The 15,579-nt window shown below is 62.2% G+C and carries 13 protein-coding genes; 7 read left to right on the top strand and 6 right to left on the bottom strand.

Annotated features, from left to right (window positions below; translation table 11 throughout):
- Positions 1-11 precede the first annotated feature (11 nt).
- The 5 genes from ACIOMR_RS14835 to ACIOMR_RS14815 form a co-directional block, all read right to left on the bottom strand.
- Positions 12-1,598 carry a GMC family oxidoreductase gene (locus ACIOMR_RS14835; RefSeq protein WP_401194912.1) on the bottom strand — a complete coding sequence of 529 codons (1,587 nt, stop codon included), beginning with the start codon at positions 1,596-1,598 and terminating at the stop codon, positions 12-14.
- Positions 1,599-1,647: 49 nt separating this feature from the next.
- Positions 1,648-2,529, bottom strand: coding sequence for a sugar phosphate isomerase/epimerase (locus ACIOMR_RS14830; RefSeq protein ID WP_177035691.1), 882 nt, complete (start codon positions 2,527-2,529; stop codon positions 1,648-1,650).
- Positions 2,513-3,553, bottom strand: a complete 1,041-nt coding sequence (locus ACIOMR_RS14825) for a glycoside hydrolase family 3 N-terminal domain-containing protein (protein WP_102605571.1) — start codon at positions 3,551-3,553, stop codon at positions 2,513-2,515. Before ACIOMR_RS14825 ends, ACIOMR_RS14830 begins: the two co-directional genes overlap by 17 nt.
- Positions 3,540-4,571, bottom strand: coding sequence for a glycoside hydrolase family 3 N-terminal domain-containing protein (locus tag ACIOMR_RS14820; RefSeq protein WP_401194907.1), 1,032 nt, complete (start codon positions 4,569-4,571; stop codon positions 3,540-3,542). Before ACIOMR_RS14820 ends, ACIOMR_RS14825 begins: the two co-directional genes overlap by 14 nt.
- A 64-nt stretch (positions 4,572-4,635) precedes the next feature.
- Complete coding sequence (locus ACIOMR_RS14815; RefSeq protein WP_401194905.1) at positions 4,636-5,802, bottom strand: Gfo/Idh/MocA family protein; 1,167 nt, start codon at positions 5,800-5,802, stop codon at positions 4,636-4,638.
- A 439-nt stretch (positions 5,803-6,241) separates the two neighbouring features.
- On the opposite strand from ACIOMR_RS14815, the gene ACIOMR_RS14810 reads away from it, so the two are divergent.
- Positions 6,242-7,108, top strand: coding sequence for a helix-turn-helix transcriptional regulator (locus ACIOMR_RS14810; RefSeq protein WP_032899479.1), 867 nt, complete (start codon positions 6,242-6,244; stop codon positions 7,106-7,108).
- Here ACIOMR_RS14810 and ACIOMR_RS14805 read toward each other — a convergent pair.
- Positions 7,099-8,190, bottom strand: a complete 1,092-nt coding sequence (locus ACIOMR_RS14805) for a thiamine pyrophosphate-dependent enzyme (RefSeq protein WP_177067185.1) — start codon at positions 8,188-8,190, stop codon at positions 7,099-7,101. The two genes, ACIOMR_RS14810 and ACIOMR_RS14805, sit on opposite strands and share 10 nt — an antisense overlap.
- A 759-nt stretch (positions 8,191-8,949) precedes the next feature.
- On the opposite strand from ACIOMR_RS14805, the gene ACIOMR_RS14800 reads away from it, so the two are divergent.
- The 6 genes from ACIOMR_RS14800 to ACIOMR_RS14775 all read left to right on the top strand — a co-directional run bounded on the left by ACIOMR_RS14800 (position 8,950) and on the right by ACIOMR_RS14775 (position 15,558).
- Positions 8,950-10,110 carry a PotD/PotF family extracellular solute-binding protein gene (locus tag ACIOMR_RS14800; protein WP_177019768.1) on the top strand — a complete coding sequence of 387 codons (1,161 nt, stop codon included), beginning with the start codon at positions 8,950-8,952 and terminating at the stop codon, positions 10,108-10,110.
- A 109-nt stretch (positions 10,111-10,219) separates the two neighbouring features.
- A complete protein-coding gene (locus ACIOMR_RS14795; protein WP_008430156.1) occupies positions 10,220-11,155 on the top strand; it encodes an ABC transporter permease in 936 nt (311 codons plus the stop codon).
- Positions 11,156-11,183: 28 nt separating this feature from the next.
- On the top strand, positions 11,184-11,975 hold the full coding sequence (locus ACIOMR_RS14790; protein ID WP_008430153.1) for an ABC transporter permease: 792 nt from the start codon (positions 11,184-11,186) through the stop codon (positions 11,973-11,975).
- A 5-nt stretch (positions 11,976-11,980) separates the two neighbouring features.
- On the top strand, positions 11,981-13,048 hold the full coding sequence (locus ACIOMR_RS14785) for an ABC transporter ATP-binding protein (protein WP_008430152.1): 1,068 nt from the start codon (positions 11,981-11,983) through the stop codon (positions 13,046-13,048).
- 1,032 nt (positions 13,049-14,080) lie between these two features.
- Entirely contained in the window at positions 14,081-14,590 is a 510-nt protein-coding gene (locus ACIOMR_RS14780; protein ID WP_177029375.1) for a sigma-70 family RNA polymerase sigma factor, read from the top strand.
- Between the two features lie 8 nt (positions 14,591-14,598).
- Complete coding sequence (locus ACIOMR_RS14775; protein ID WP_401194898.1) at positions 14,599-15,558, top strand: FecR domain-containing protein; 960 nt, start codon at positions 14,599-14,601, stop codon at positions 15,556-15,558.
- The last annotated feature ends 21 nt before the right edge of the window (positions 15,559-15,579 follow it).

Genomic DNA, 15,579 nt, shown 5'->3' with positions numbered 1-15,579 from the left:
CCCGGGCAACCCTATCGGGCGGTCCGGATCATGTCGGCAGCTTTTTCGCCGATCATGATGCACACCGAGTTGGGGTTGCCTGAAATCAGGGTCGGCATGATCGACGCATCGGCCACCCGCAGCCCTTCGATGCCATGCACCTTGAGGTCCGGCCCCACCACCGCCCGCTCATCCACACCCATGCGACAGGTGCCGGATGGATGCAGTGCGGCGTGGGCTTCCTCGTGACAGAACTGCTTCATCGCTTCGCGCGAGCGCACGGTGGGTTCCGGTACATGCCGACGAGCCACGTAGGGTTTGAAGGCCGCCTGGGCCATGATCTGTTCGCCCACCAGGCAACCGTCCACCAGGCTTTCAATGTCGTACGGATCGGAAAAGTAGTTGGGCACGATGCGCGGCGGGGACATCGGGTCGGCGGAGTAAAGCTCCACATAGCCCCTGGACCTTGGCCGTATCTGCCCCAGGTTCAACGTGCAGCCATTGCCGCCGGGCACCGAATCCACACCCTCTTCGATGCCCGCGCCCACCACCATGAAATACTGGATATCCGGGTGCACCGCCGTCTTGTCGCCCCACCAGAACGCCCCGCCTTCAATCAGGTTGGACGCCGCCGGGCCTTGCCGGAACAACGCGTACTGCAACCCCGCCATAAGCTTCCACCACGGTTTTTTGTACTTGTCGTAGCTGTGGGGGCCGGTCAGCTCATACACCAGTGAAATTTCGATATGGTCCTGCAGGTTCTGCCCCACACCGGGCAAATCCTGAACCACTTTGATCCCGTGTTTTTCCAGCTGTTCAGCGGGCCCGATCCCCGACAACATCAGCAACCGGGGTGAGTTGATGGCGCCGCAGGACAGGATGATTTCCTTGTCGGCGTGCATCACCTGGCGCACGCCCTTCTCCAGGTATTCGATGCCGACGGCCTTGTTGCCCTGCATCAGGATACGCAGCACCCGGCAGCCGGTCTTCACCGTCAGGTTCTTGCGCGACTTGGCCGGCGCCAGGTAGGCCACGGCGGCACTGCTGCGAAAGCCGTTTTTGGCGGTGATCTGGTACAGCCCGCAGCCCTCGGGCTGGCCCGAGTTGAAGTCTTCGTTATAGGGCAATCCAAACTGCTGGCAGGCCCGCAGCCAGACTTTGGTCAAGGGGTGGATATTGATCGAGTCCGACACCCCCAACGGCCCGCCGACACCGTGCACCTCGTTGCAGAACCGCTCGTTGTCCTCGGCCTTTTTGAAGTACGGCAACACGTCTTTATACGACCACCCGGCGGCGCCCTGTTCGGCCCAACCGTCGTAGTCGGCGGGTACGCCACGGATATAAATCATCGCATTCACCGAGCTGCCGCCCCCGAGCACGCTGGCCTGGACCATGGTCGGCGTTTCGCTGCGGTGCTGGTCCTCGGTCGGCTCCCACGCATAACGCTTGAGCAGCGGGCCCTGGGCGGTCTTGTAGTAGGCGCCGGGAATATGGATGTAAGGGCTGCGATCCCGCGGGCCTTCCTCGAACAGCACCACCGACGCTCCCGCATCCTCACTCAGGCGCGATGCGACTGTGCAGCCCGTGGAGCCGCCCCCGATTACGATGAAATCCACCATGACAACCTCAGATCTTTTTAGTATTCAGCCAGTGTCGAAACGCGCGTTATCAACCGACCAGACCGGTTAACAGCGTCTTCAATTGTTGGGCGACGGCGTAGCTGTTTTGCTGCTGCTGTTTTTTGCAGAACAACTCACAACTCCACCACCCGGCGTAACCGGTGGCCTTTACCGCGGCGGTCCACTCGACCAGATCGAGCACGCCGCTGCCGGTGGGCACATCGCGCAGCACTTCCTCATTCGGGATACCGCCTTCGAAGGCCAGTGAGTCGCAGACATGCACGCCGTAGATCACGTCCTTGTCGAGCCGGGCGACGTCCGCAGGGGTCACGCCGCTGGTAAAGCAATGCCAATAGTCGATCACCATCTTCACGTTGCTGCGCCCGGTGCGTTCAATCAGCTGCAGTTGGTGATCCAGGGTGTTGAGTGGCGTCCAGGACAAGGCTTCGAGGTAGAGCAGCAGACCGTATTGCCGGGCCACATCGGCCAACTCCGCCAGGTTGCTTGCCGTGCGGGCGTACTGTTCGGCCTGATCCAGGCCCAGCAAGCCTGAGTAATGCAGGCTCTTGCCGGTCGCCTGAAAATCAATCACCGCCTGTACATTGATCGGACCGGTGAGGACTTGCACGCCTTTGGCGCCCACCAGATTGGCCAGCTCAAATAGCCGCCGGGCTTCTTTGAACAGGTCGTCACGCTCGTCACCCTGACGTTCGATATCCCGCAGGTAGCCGATGCCGGTGACAGGCACGTCGTTGAGCAGTGCTTGAAGCTCTGACTCGGTATAGCCGGCCTGCAGATACGCCTCCAGCTTGCCGCTGTTGATCTCCAGCGCGTCAAAACCCAGCGTCCGGGCGATGTCGATATCCATCGCCAGGGTCGAGTGTTTCGCAACGGTGGAATGCAGGGCGAGGACGTTATTTTGGGTTGCCATATGGCGCTCCTACGGTTGAACAGCGATCAGCCAAGGCACCAACGGCCAACGCCGCGGCGTCCAGCCGCGCTTGGGGCAAGAGGCCCTCGGCGACGGCGGCGACAATCGCCCGAACGATCTGCGGTACGTGGGGCATAGCCTTTGCGGAAATCAGTAATAAGTCGGCCCCGGCATTCAGCGCGGCCACTGCGACCTCGCCGAGGGACATCTGGCCGATGGTTGAGCGGTGATCGAGGTCGATGGTCATGACCAGCCCCTTGAAGCCCAACTCCTGGCGCAACACGCCGATCAATTCAGGCGACACCGAGGCTGCCGTGGGCGGTGTGCATGCGGCGAATATCGCCGGACCCATCATCACCGCATCGGCGCCAGCGTCGATCCCGGCCTGAAACCCGGGCCAGAAGGCCCGCAGTTGCTGCATGGACTCGCTGACCACCGCCGTTTCAGTCGACGGCTGCTGAAACAGCACCGGGTGCCCGGGGAAGTGCTTCAGGGTGCTGGCCATCCCGGCCCGCCGCACGCCGCGCACATACGCACCGACCATCGCCGCCGTCTGGTGGACATCGCCCGACAGCGTGCGCCCCGCCAGCCACACATTACGGCCGCCGACCACATCCGCCGTCGGCGACAGCAGCAGGTTGACCCCGGTCGCCCGCGCGGCGGTGGCGACCTTGAAGCACGCCTGTTCCAGCGCCGCACAATCCATCGCCCGGGCCACATCGGGCTCCGGCAGCGCCGGGGTCACCCCTTGCAAGCGGTGCACGGCGGAGATGTCGGCATCGGCTGCCAGCAGCAGCGGCCCACCCAGTTCGGTGGCCGTGCCGGTAAAACGCTGCCAGATGTCCAGGGTTTCGGTTTGCAGGCGGCTGGCGCTCATTTTTCCGCTGACGTATTCCTCTCCGGTCTCGCCAAACAACAGGCTGCGCCCGCCATTGCCGAGGAACCGACGCACGTCATCCGTCATCTGCACGTCCAGCAATACCGGGAACAGTACGCCGTAGGCCTTGCGGTCATTCGCGCTCATGGCTGGTTTCCTGGGTGGCGATTGCCAGTTGACGAACCTTGGCAGCGGCGTCCAACAGAACCTGGCGGTCCAGGGTGCCTTCGTGGACGGCGGCGACAATCGCCTCGGCGATGCTGTCCAGGCCTGACTCGCTGGACACCAGCAACAGGTGCGCACCGGCCACCAGGGAGGCTACGGCGGTATCGGGGATAGTGTTGCCGCGCAGGATCGACACGGCGTCCAGGTCATCGGAAATGATCAGGCCTTCGAAGCCCAGGGTGTCACGCAGTACGCCGATGACCTTCGACGAGGTGGACGCCGACTGCTGCGCATCAATCGCAGGAAACACCGCCGGGCCAGGCATGACGGCTTTTACGCCGGTGGCGATGACCTGCTTGAACACTTCAAGATTGTCATGCAGCAATTCCGGCGGCCCCGGCACGGTGGCTTCGGCAATGGCCGGATCGTGCTCGGTGACGTAGTGCCCGGGAAAGTGCTTGGCAGTGGCGATCACACCCGCGCGCTGCACCCCGCGGATAAACGCGCAGGACACTCGGCTGACTTCCACTGGATCCGCGCCCAGGTGCCGGTTGTGCAGCCATGGATTGACGCCGGTGACCACGTCCACGATGGGCGCCAGGAACAGATTCACGCCCAGCCCGCGGGCCGCGGCGGCCATCTCGAAGCAACGTTGCTCGAGGTCCTCGGCGCCGAGGTCCTGGAGCTGCGCCCGGGTGGCGACCGCCGGGACCAGTTGGTGCAGGCGTTCGATTCCGCCGAGTTCCTGGTCTACCGCGATCAGCACCGCAGAGCCCGCCAGCGCCGTGGCTTCCTTGACGATACTGATGAAATCGGCTTTGGACTCGGCCGCCTTGCGCGCCGGGCTCATGCCTCGGCCCACGTATTCATCCCGGGTTTCCCCAAGCAACAGGGACACACCACCACGGCTCAGGTAACGGCGCACATTGTCGTCCAGGTGCAAATCCCCGAATGCGGGAAGCAGTACCGAATACGCGGCGCGATGCAGTTCGCTTGACATTGTTTTTCCTCAACAGCGTTTGGGTGAGTCGTTGGATGCGCAGCGGTGCCACGCATGAAATCAATTACCGCGGGAAAGGCACCCAGGCCCGCTGCTGGTGGGATTCGAGGCTGGCCTGGGACAACAACACCCCGCGCACGCCTGCGTGAATATCCGGCAACGGGACGCTGGTCGCTGTGCGCCATTGCGCCCCGGCGTCCAGGGCCTCGGCGAAGTCGGCGTACAGCACGGCCAGCGCTTCCAGATAACCTTCGGTATTGCCCGCCGGCAAGCTGGTGAACGTCAGCGTCTGCGGCCTGTTGTCGGACTGGCCTCGCCGATAGATGCGGTCTGCACCGTCAGTGGGCGTGAACAACAGGGTTTCCGGTGACTCCTGGCACCATTCGAGCGAAGCCAGGCTGCCGACGACCTTGAAGCGCAAGCCGTTGCGATGCCCGGGCGCGGCGAAACTGGCCCACAACAATCCATCCACGCCGCCGTCGAATTCCAGTTGCACCACGCAGGTATCGTCCAGGCCCCAACCCGGCACCACGCTGGTCAACTTGGCGTTGAGCTGGGTGCAGCGCTGCCCGGACAGAAACTCCAACAGGTTGAAGGCGTGGGTGCCGACGTCTCCCAGCGCGCCGGTGGGGCCGGCCTTTTGCGGGTCACCGCGCCACGCCAGGCTATTGCTCAAGCCGGACACGCCGGGGGCCAGCCACTCCAGCAGGTATTCGACGTACAGGAAGCGCAGCTCACCCAGCTCGCCGGCCTGGATTCGACTGCGGGCGTCCCTGACCATCGGGTAGCCCTGGTAGGTGTAGGTCAGCGCAAAAAATGTCCCGTGGCGCTCGGCAAGGCTCGCCAACTCACGGGCTTCGTCAGGGTGGTTGACCAGGGGCTTGTCGCAGATCACCGGGATGCCCGCCTCCAGGAACAACCGGCACGGTTCGAAGTGCAAGTGGTTGGGCGTCACGATAACCACCGCCTCGATCGGGTCGGGGCGGCGAGACTCGGCGGCCGCCATGTCCTCGAACGACAAGTAGATACGTTCGGGTTCAATAGTGAGCGCTGCGCCCGCCTCGCGGCATTTATCCGCGTCGGCAGAGAATGCGCCGGCGACGATATCGAAGCGATTACACAGGCGCATCGCTGCGCGGTGGTAACTGGCGAAGTAAGCGCCCTGCCCGCCGCCGACCATGCCGACCTTGAGTCGCCTCTTTCCGGGAATGTCGCCGGTCAACCTTGCCATCGCCCAATCCTCCGCAAAAAGCATTGGCCCGAGTATCAGGGGTGACCGGTGTTTCCACCATTTCGCACCCTTGGCGATACCTGACGCGGACTGAAGCACTCCTGCGCAGCACGGGGTGTTACCCGTCGCTATCGAATGTGTTACTGGGCGGACCGCCACCGTCACGATTGACCCGTGAAAACCACAACGCACTGGCGCCGAACCTTCAGTAAAAGCGCTTACAATCTGACGCATTCAGTTATGCTCAAACTTCATGTTTGAACTTAAACAAACGGCATGAAAGATGCTTTGGTAGTGATCGGAAGTTTCAAACGCTTAAACGGTTATTACGGTTATGCCCAAGGTTATTCGATAACTGCGCTATAACTTTAATAACTGGCGCCTTAACCCAGCCAAGTACATCGAGATAATAATGCCCAGCCGCCCGGACTCATCGCCTCTGTCATTAGCCGCCGCCACCTCCCACCCCGAGCGACAGCAGGCGCGCAGCGACTTGCAGGCCAATGTGCAAAAGAACCTGAGCACGCTGGTGGAGTCCTGCCGGTCGGTGGCCGACATGTGCCGCAAAGTTGATGTGAACCGCCAGCAGTTCAACAAGTACCTGGTGGGCCAGCACGTGCCGTCGCAGAAGATTCTGCAAAAGATCGGCCGCTATTTCATGATGGAAGCCGAAGACCTCTTCCGCCCGCCCGCCGAGTTCAAGAAGTTCTATGAAGGCTATGAAAACGAACTGCCCACCGGCTTGCGGGCTTCGGAGCAGTTCAATCATTTCCTGCCGCTGGCCAAGCAGTCGGCTGACGTGCTCGAAGACTATCTGGGGGTGTATTACCGCTACCACAATTCATCGATCTACAAGGGCCGGATCCTGCGTTCGGTCACCTGCCTGTACCGCGCCGACTCGATGGTGCAGTACGTCACCGTCGAGCGCTTTCCGCTGCGCGATGGCAGCGGCAAGATCGGTTATTCATTCACCTACCACGGGTTCTGCCTGCTGCTGGGCGATCGCCTGTTCATGGTGGATTTCGAAGGCAAGCAACGTAACGAAATGACGTTTTCGATCCTGACGCCGCAGCATCGTCGGCCGATCCGTTTTCTCTATGGGTTGGTGACGGGTGTGGCGTCGTCCTCGTTCCGCCAACCCTTCTCCACGCGCATGGCGCTGGGACTGGTGGACAAGGGCAAGATCCGCAAGCATCACTTGCGCAATGCAACGGTGCTGTTGCCCAGCGACCAGTCGATCCCGCTGGACGTACGTGAATACATGACCGGCGACAACGCCACCATTGTCTGGGGCGGTCAGGACTGAGGGACCTGCAGGGGCTGGCGTGCCGTCATCATTTCAACCAGCGACGGGCCCTTGCTGTTGAGGGCTTTGACGAGGGTCGCGTTGAGTTGTGACGCGTGTTCCACGCGCCAGGCTTCAAGGCCGAAGTTTCGGGCGATGCCGGCGAAGTCCGGGGCATAGGGTTTGCCATCCGGCAGGTTGAATTCACCGGCCCGGTGCTGCTCGATGGGCGACGTCTGTACGTCGCCCAGGGCTTCGTCACCGTTGCTGTTGAAGACCAGGAACACCACCGGAATGCTGTGCATCACGCACACGGCCATCTCTTGCATCGACTGCAGGAAATCCCGGCTGCCCACGGCACAGACCACCTGGCGGGCGGGCATGGCGAGCTTGGCGCCGATCGCTGCCGGGACGGCCCAGCCGAGGGTGGCGGGGTTGCCGGCGCACAAGTGCCTGCCGGGGTAATGCACCGGGAACATTTTGCGGGCCATGGGCTGGGTGGGGCCGCTACCGATGACGAGAATGGCGTCGTTTTCCAGCACGGAGGATGAGGCGCGGCCTTCGCGCAGTACGCTGATTTTACGCGGGGTGGGTTGGGGTTCTGCACGCAGGGTGGCGGGTGGCAGGCTGGCGTTGGTGGAGGCGCCTTGGAGGGCGTCGTCAATGGACAGGCTGACAGGGCCGGGATGGGCGCTCAGCATGGTGTCGAAGGCTTGGCGCAGGGCTTGGGGTAGCTGTTGTAGTGTCGAAACCGTCGCGTGATCTTTCATGACGTTGGCGGCTATCGTTTCGGGCTGGGCGTTACTGATGACCAGCAGCGCGCAGGCGTCCTGGTGCGCGGTGGCGAGGGCTCCCAGGGCTGAGGGGATGCCCAGGGGGCCCGTGAGTACGACGGCCATGGGGCGACCGCACGCACGGTAGTAGCCGTCGGCGAGGTGCACGGCGCTGTGGGCCTGGATGACGTGGATAAAGGGGATGTCGGTGCCTGGGGTCAGCAGCGCTTCCACCAGGGCCCGGGCGCCGTCGCCCGGGGGCCCGGCTACGTAGTCGACACTGTTGGCCTTGAGTGCCTTGGCGATGATTTGGCCACCTGTGAATTTCACTCGATACTCCAGCGAATGCGCGGCGTCTGGGCCGGGATCAGGCTTGGAGTATTCGCTTGGTGCGGGGTGGGCTCAATTTCGCACCTTGGGTAAAAGAGACGCAGATTGACGCAGATATTGGGGCTCACTACAGCACAGCGGCCTGCAGGCCGGCTTGAGTGTTAGAAGCCAAATCAAAAGCTAAAGCGGGCACGGTCAAATGTGGGAGCTGACTTGCCAGCGATGGCATCGCCCAGGTGTGTCTGATGTACCGAGTTGTCTGCATCGCAGGCAAGCCAGCGCCTACAGAAAAGCCGCTCTGCTTCTGCTCTGGTTTCTAACCTGCAGGTCGGCTTTCAGGCCGCCGTGCTCTTGCTACGGATCCCCCCAGAAACCCCTGGCCCCCCACGTGCGCCGCTTAGGTCACTCCAATGCGTCAGAGTGCGTCGCTTTTAACCCCCCTGCGAAATTGAGCCCCCCGCCTCCCCGCTCAATACTCAACCCATGAAAACAACAAGCCGAGCCTATCAAGCGCTGGGCGCACCGCTTCAGGCCCGCAACACCCTGCAGCCCGGAATAAGCGTGCGTCGCCCCGCCAAGGAAGAGTCAATCGGAACAGTGGAGGCCTTACCACCCTCCCCAGCAGCATGGAATCAATGCTGGCCATAACACTGCCGATCCAACTGACTGCATACAAAAGGACGCACCTGGCATCGACACCAGGCCCACGCCTTGCAAGTCGCTCAACATTTGCACCCACCACCCAGGCAGGAACTCGAAATGAAAAAAGAAATAGAGACGGGTTATGGTTTGACCGGCATTGACTTCAATTCCCTCAGCTTGAAACGACGCTCGTTCCTGCTGGGCGCTGCCGCCTCTGCCGCAGGCTTGTACCTCGGCTCGTTCGTGCCCAGCGCATTTGCCGCCACCACCGGGCACCTGGAAATCCTCGGCTGGGAAGGCGAAACCGGCGACGCCGAACTTGCCGACTGGCGCAAGCAACGCAACGTTACCGTGCGCTCCAGTTATGCCAGCAACCAGGACGACATCACCGCCCGGCTGGCCGGCTCCGATCCAGTGCAGCTCGACCTGACCATGTACGCCTTGGGCTACGAAAAGATCTATCAGGAAATGGGCCTGCTCAAGGCCATCGACACCACGAAGATCCCCAACTATTCCGCCGACAATACCCTCGCGCTGTTCTACAAGGGCAGCCGTTGGTACTGGGACGGCAAGCAATGGGGCATCCCGTTGCTGTGGGGGATGAACACCATCATCTACAACCCCAAGAACGTCAAAAAGCCCACCCAATACACCGACCTGCTGGACCCCAAGCTCAAGGGCAAGTTGACCTTTGTCGATGACGGCACCTCGAACTGGTCGCTGATCGCGACCATCGCCGGCTACGGCGACAAGTACCCCAACCTGACCCGCGCCGAGTTCAACGACGCCTTTGAAAAACTCAAGCCGTACCGTGATCAATGCCGCGTGTTCGCGGCTTCGTCGGGTGACGCGGTATCGCTGCTGGTATCGGGTGAAGTGGACGCGGTGTTCTCGGCCTCCGCCAACACCCCGAGCGAAACCATCAAGCGTGGCGTGACCACTGCCCTGTCGGTGCCCAGCGAAGGCGCAGCGCTGTGGTGCGATGCGTTGTTCATTCCGAAAACCGCCAAGGATATTCCCCTGGCCCTGGAATTCATCAATAAGACCCTGGAGCCCGACATCCAGGCCAAGATGGCAACCACGATGTTCTCCGGCGTGGTCAACCCCAAGGCCGTGCCGCTGCTGCCGGAGGACCTGAGAAACACCTTTGACTACGCGAACCTCGACAGCTTCTTCGAGAAATCCAAACTCTATGGCCAACCGCCCCTGAGCTCCGAAAAGTATGTGACCTATGCGGAATGGATCGATCAGTGGGCGAACTTCAAAGGCTCGTTCTAGAGCGCTTGGCACGCCGGCGCTGGCAACCGTGGGGTGGGTGCTCATCAACACGTGCCCCACGGGTCAACGCGCCCTGACTCTCGAATAAAAACGCAAAGGCAACCTCATCATGACCGTAGTCAACAACACCGAGTCCATGCCCCTGGACGACGGCGATTCAAGGGTCGGTAAACACGTGAAGATGGATAAGAGAACCCTCAGCGGGTATTGGCTGGCGTCGCCGCCGTTGCTGTTTCTGGTGGTGTTCTTTCTGGTTCCGTCGGCACTGTTGCTGATTGCCAGTTTCTGGACCGCCAAGACCTTCAGCATGGAGCCCGCCGCCACCCTGGCCAACTATGCCAAGGCCCTGAGCGCCAGCGGGTTTTATGACTCGCTGTGGATCGCCCTGCAAAACGGCTTCTGGACCGCCCTGCTCTCCACCGTGATCAGTGCGCCGGTGGCCTATTACATCGTGTACCGCACACGCTCCAACGCCGTGTTGTACCTGGCGTTGGTGTCGTGGTTTTCCAGTTACCTGGTACGGGTCTACGCATGGCGCTCGATCCTGGGCACCAACGGCGTGATCAACTCCACCCTGCTGCACTTCGGCCTGATCGACCAGCCGCTGGAGTGGCTGGTGTTCAGCAAGTTCGCCGTGGTGCTGACCCTGGTGCACATCATGCTGCCCTTCACCCTGTTGCTGCTGGTGTCGGGCCTGCGAGACATCAAGAAGGACTACCTGGAGGCCGCTGCCGACCTGGGCGCCGGCGGTGTCACCATTCTATGGCGGGTGATCATGCCGATGGCCCACAAGAGCATCGTCAGCTCCTTCATGTTCACCTTCGTGCTGGCCGCCAGCGACTACGTCACCCCGCAACTGCTGGGCGGCCGGGATGCGATGACCACCGGGCTGGTGATCGCCAACCAGTTCCGCTCGGTAGGTAACTGGCCACTCGGTGCGGCGATGGCTTATCTGCTGTTGATCGTGTTCATGCTGGTGTACGCGTTGCTGCTGGGGGTGTTGCGCGCAGCCAACCTGGCACCCGGCAAGCGTTACCACGACTGACTGCCGCTCATAAAAAAGGTAACTCCCCATGATCCGGTTATTCACTTACGTCTACATGTTGTTCCTCTACGCGCCCATCGCGATTATCGCGCTGTTCAGCTTTCACTCGTCCGCCTCGCTGTCGTTCCCGTTCGAGGGTTTTTCCACGCGCTGGTACGAGGCGCTGTTCAGCAGTTCGGACTTCATGACAGCCCTGACCAACAGTGCGATCGTCGCCGCCGGTTCGGCGATTCTCACCACGCTGCTGGGCACGTTCTCGGCCCTGGCGCTGATGCGCATGAAAGGCCGGGTAAAAGCGGTGTTCGCGTTCATGAACTTCGCCCCCATCGCCTTGCCCGGTTTGTTTTTGGGGATTGCACTGGTGATTTTCTTCTCACTGGTCGGCCTGCCCCGTTCGCTGCTGACGGTGATCATCGGCCACACCCTGTTCACCTTTCCGTTCTTCGTGGAGTCGGTGCGCTCACGGCTGGAGTATTTCGACCTGTCGTTCGAGGAGGCCGCCCGCGACCTCGGCGCCTCGCCCCTCAAAGCGTTCTGGCTGGTGACGCTGCCGATCATCGGGCCAACCATCGCCGGCGCCGCGATCCTCGCGGTGGCGCTGTCGATGGATGAATTCCTGATCACCGTGTTCGTCACCGGCAGCGACACCACGCTGCCCCTCATGATTCTTTCGATGATGCGCCGCGCCGTCAGCCCCACCATCAATGCCGCCTCGGTATTCATGCTGGTGGTGACCATCGCCATCATCGCCATTGCCGGCCTGGTCATGACCTTGCGTCGTCGCCGCCTCGAACTTGAACGTGCTGAAACTGCAGAGTAATCACCATGACCAACAGTATTGAACTGACCGGGATTTCCAAGAGCTACGGCAACCTCACAGCCCTGGGCAAAGTCGACCTCACGGTAAAACGCAACGAGATCCTGACCCTGCTCGGCCCCAGTGGCTGCGGCAAGACCACCCTGATGCGGATCATTGCCGGCTTCGAAGAGCCCACCACCGGCAAAGTGGTGATCGACGGCAAGGACTCCACCGCCCTGGCGCCTGAACACCGCCCGGTGAATATGGTGTTCCAGAAGTACGCGCTGTTCCCGCACCTGGACGTGTTCGACAACGTTGCCTTCGGGTTGCGTTTGAAGAAGAAGCCCAAGGATGAGATCAAGCGTGAAGTGAACAAGGCGCTGGAACTGGTGCAACTGGAAAGCTTTAAGAGCCGTTGGATCTCCGAGCTCAGTGGCGGGCAGGCGCAACGTGTGGCCCTGGCCCGCGCGCTGGTGAATCGCCCGGCGGTGTTGCTGCTGGACGAGCCGCTGGCGGCCCTGGACCTGAAGATTCGCCATCACATGCTTAACGAGATCAAGCGCATCCACGAAGAGACTTCCACCACGTTTGTGTATGTGACCCACGACCAGGACGAAGCGATGATCTTGTCGGACCGTGTGGTACTGCTGAACAAGGGTGGCATCGAGCAGATCGGCGGGCCGCAGGAGATGTATTGGTCGCCGCGCACGTTGTTTGCCGCCAGGTTTTTCGGCGATACCAATATCGTCAACGGCACGTATGGGCTCGGTGGCGTGGTCGAGTTGCCGTTTGGGCGTTATGCCCACACCGCTAAAAGCGGCGTGGGTGCAGGGCCGGTGAATGTGTCGATCCGGCCTGAAACCATCGGCCTTGAGCCGGCTCTGGGCGCCGCACTGGCCGACGGTGCGTTCGCCGGGAAGGTCAAGGACACTTCGTTTATCGGTAATCGGGTGATCTACCGCGTGGAGGTGGCCGGTGGCACGCTTGATCTCAAATGCCAGCAACTGCCGACTCCCGGCAGCCACGCACTGCCGCCGGGTACGAATGTGGCGTTGACCTGCAAACCGGAAAGCTTTGTGGTGATTCCGGTCTGAAGGGGTTGAACATGGGGCCTGGCTGAAGCAGCCGAGGTTCATTTTTACGCTGGATCATGCGCTCTTTCACGGGAGGCTGGTCTGGCGTTTTTTTTGCCCGGGGGGAAGAGAGTAATGGTCGGTTTTATTGAGCGGGAAGTGGGCCCTCCGGTAAGTCTAGATTTACCGGGGGCCCGTGCCGGGCTGACCATCTCATTAGGGCTCTGCCCCGCCTGTCGGCGCCTCGCCTAGGCTCGGCGTTCCCTCACTCCGGCACCGCGAAGCGGGCCGCCGCGACGGGCCATCCATGGCCCGGTGCGGCTAAACCGGCGTCCTGCCGGTTTACCCGCTGCGCAATACCTGCGTTCGGCCTCGGGCTTATTGGGGCAGTCAGATCAAGATGAAGATCAAAAGCACGGCGGCCTGAGAGCCGACCTGAGTGTTAAAAGCAAAGGCAAGATCCAGAGCGAAAGCAGAGCTGCTTTTCTGTAGGAGCTGGCTTGCCGGCGATGCAGACACCTCGGTGCATCAGGCACACCCAGTTGATGCCATCGCCGGCAAGCCAGCTCCTACAGTGGACCGTGCCCGCTTTAGCTTTTGATTTTGCTTCTAAACACTCAAGCCGGCCGGTAGGCCGCTGTGCTGTTGATCTGCTTTTGATCTTGGGCGCCCCGTTAAACCACGCTGGCCGAACGCAGGCTTTGGAGCGTGGGTAACCCGGCAGGACGCCGGGTTAGCCGTCCTGGGCCAAGGATGGCCCATGACGGCGGCCCACGGTCCAAAGCCGGAGTGAGGGCACACCGAGCCTAGGCGAGGTGCCGAGTGGTGGGGCAAGAGCGTTTTGCTTACTTTTGCGCTTTTCAAAAGTGAGCCGCTGTAAGAGCGGAACCAATAGCAGCCGTGACCGCAGCAACGGATATGTACCCATAACCCCGCCATCCCCCCCCGCTAGCCCCCCGCATTGCACCCGCAGCCCAGAGCCGATAGTCTTGCAAATCATTACCAGCCCAATCGCCCCAGCACCCCGGGCCCATTGGGTAAAAGGAGAGGTTTGTGAACATCGGACAGTTCGCCTTTCAACGCCAGGTTGAAAATCTATACGTCGACCACAACGCCTGGCTACGTACCCTGTTGCGCCGCAAGCTGGGCAACGCATTCGACGCCGCCGACCTGGCCCACGACGTCTACCTGCAACTCATGCGCAAGGGCCAACTCCCGCCCACCGGCGAATCCCGGCGGCACCTGACCCAGATCGCCAACGGCCTGGTCATCGACCTCTACCGCCGCCGCCAGATCGAATCCGCCTACCTGCAAGCCCTGGCCCTGTTGCCCGAACCCTGCGCCCCCGATGAAGAAACCCGCGCCCTGGCCATCGAGGCCCTGATCCAGATCGACGCCGCCCTGCACAGCCTGCCACCCAAGGCGCGCCAGGCCCTGTTGCTGTGCAAGCTCGATGGCCTGAGCTACCGCGAGATCGCCGCCGAGCTCCAGGTCTCCGTCTCCTCGGTGGAAAAGTACATCGCCGCCGGCCTGCTGGCCTGCTACCAGACCCTGTACGGCTGACCCTCGCAATGTCGACCGAGCAGCCAATCTCCCCGGATATCATCGAGCGCGCCGCCGCCTGGATGGCCCGCCTGTGGGCCGATGACGCCAGCGCCGAAGACCACGCCAACTGCCTGCACTGGCGCGCCGAACATCCCCACCACGAACTGGCCTGGACGCGCCTGCTGGGCTTCGAGCAAAGACTCCACAGCATCCCCGCGCCGGTGGCCAGGCACAGCCTGGCCGAACCCGACGCTCCCGACTCCCCCGACCGCCGGAGCACCCTGCGCCTGCTGGGCCTGTTGGTCGCAGCCGGTGGCCTCACCTACGGCGTGCGCCGCACCGACGCCTGGCAGCTGGCGAGTGCCGGGCATAGCACCCGCACCGGCGAAGTTCGCGAAGTGGTATTGCCCGACGGTACCCGCCTGGTATTGGGCCCGGCTTCAGCAGTTGACGTACAGTTCGATGACGACCAGCGCCTGGTGCTGCTGCGGGCCGGCGAGGTCTTCATCACGACCGGGCCGTCACCCCGGCCGTTTCGGGTGCAGAGTCGCCAGGGCGTGTTTCATGCCCTGGGCACGCGTTTCAGCCTGCGCCAATGCGACGACGGCAACTGCCAGTTGGCCGTGCTTGAGGGCGCCGTGCAGGTGCAGCCCGACCATGGCGCAGGTGCGCGGGTGGAGGCAGGTCAAGGCGCCACGGTTTCCAGGGACACCGTGCAGCCGACCGCAGCAGTGACTGACCGCAGCATCGCCTGGGTCAAGGGCCTGTTGGTGGCCGATGGTACCCGGCTGGACGAACTGATCGCCGAGCTGGGACGCTACCGCCCCGGTGTACTGCGCTGTGCGCCTGAGGTGGCGATGCTGCGGGTCAGCGGTGTATTGCACCTGGACAACACCGACCTGGCGCTGGACAACCTGGCCGCCGCGTTGCCGATCCAGGTGGTGCGGCGCACCCGCTATTGGGTGACGGTCCGCGCCCCTGCCTGAAAATTCCTTGAGGTTTCGATT

The organism is Pseudomonas sp. NPDC087814, from assembly GCF_044742865.1.
In the GTDB taxonomy this organism is placed as follows: Bacteria; Pseudomonadota; Gammaproteobacteria; order Pseudomonadales; family Pseudomonadaceae; genus Aquipseudomonas.
Note: the sequence above shows the minus strand (reverse complement) of the source record. Positions and strands in the feature narration are given on the sequence as shown.

Bases quoted from the DNA above. Each gene is read 5' to 3' on its own strand.
- ACIOMR_RS14800 (WP_177019768.1), top strand. From the start codon at position 8,950: ATGAAAAAAGAAATAGAGACGGGTTATGGTTTGACCGGCATTGACTTC.
- ACIOMR_RS14835 (WP_401194912.1), bottom strand. From the start codon at position 1,598: ATGGTGGATTTCATCGTAATCGGGGGCGGCTCCACGGGCTGCACAGTC.
- ACIOMR_RS14830 (WP_177035691.1), bottom strand. From the start codon at position 2,529: ATGGCAACCCAAAATAACGTCCTCGCCCTGCATTCCACCGTTGCGAAA.
- ACIOMR_RS14815 (WP_401194905.1), bottom strand. From the start codon at position 5,802: ATGGCAAGGTTGACCGGCGACATTCCCGGAAAGAGGCGACTCAAGGTC.
- ACIOMR_RS14785 (WP_008430152.1), top strand. From the start codon at position 11,981: ATGACCAACAGTATTGAACTGACCGGGATTTCCAAGAGCTACGGCAAC.
- ACIOMR_RS14820 (WP_401194907.1), bottom strand. From the start codon at position 4,571: ATGTCAAGCGAACTGCATCGCGCCGCGTATTCGGTACTGCTTCCCGCA.
- ACIOMR_RS14775 (WP_401194898.1), top strand. From the start codon at position 14,599: ATGTCGACCGAGCAGCCAATCTCCCCGGATATCATCGAGCGCGCCGCC.
- ACIOMR_RS14795 (WP_008430156.1), top strand. From the start codon at position 10,220: ATGACCGTAGTCAACAACACCGAGTCCATGCCCCTGGACGACGGCGAT.
- ACIOMR_RS14825 (WP_102605571.1), bottom strand. From the start codon at position 3,553: ATGAGCGCGAATGACCGCAAGGCCTACGGCGTACTGTTCCCGGTATTG.
- ACIOMR_RS14790 (WP_008430153.1), top strand. From the start codon at position 11,184: ATGATCCGGTTATTCACTTACGTCTACATGTTGTTCCTCTACGCGCCC.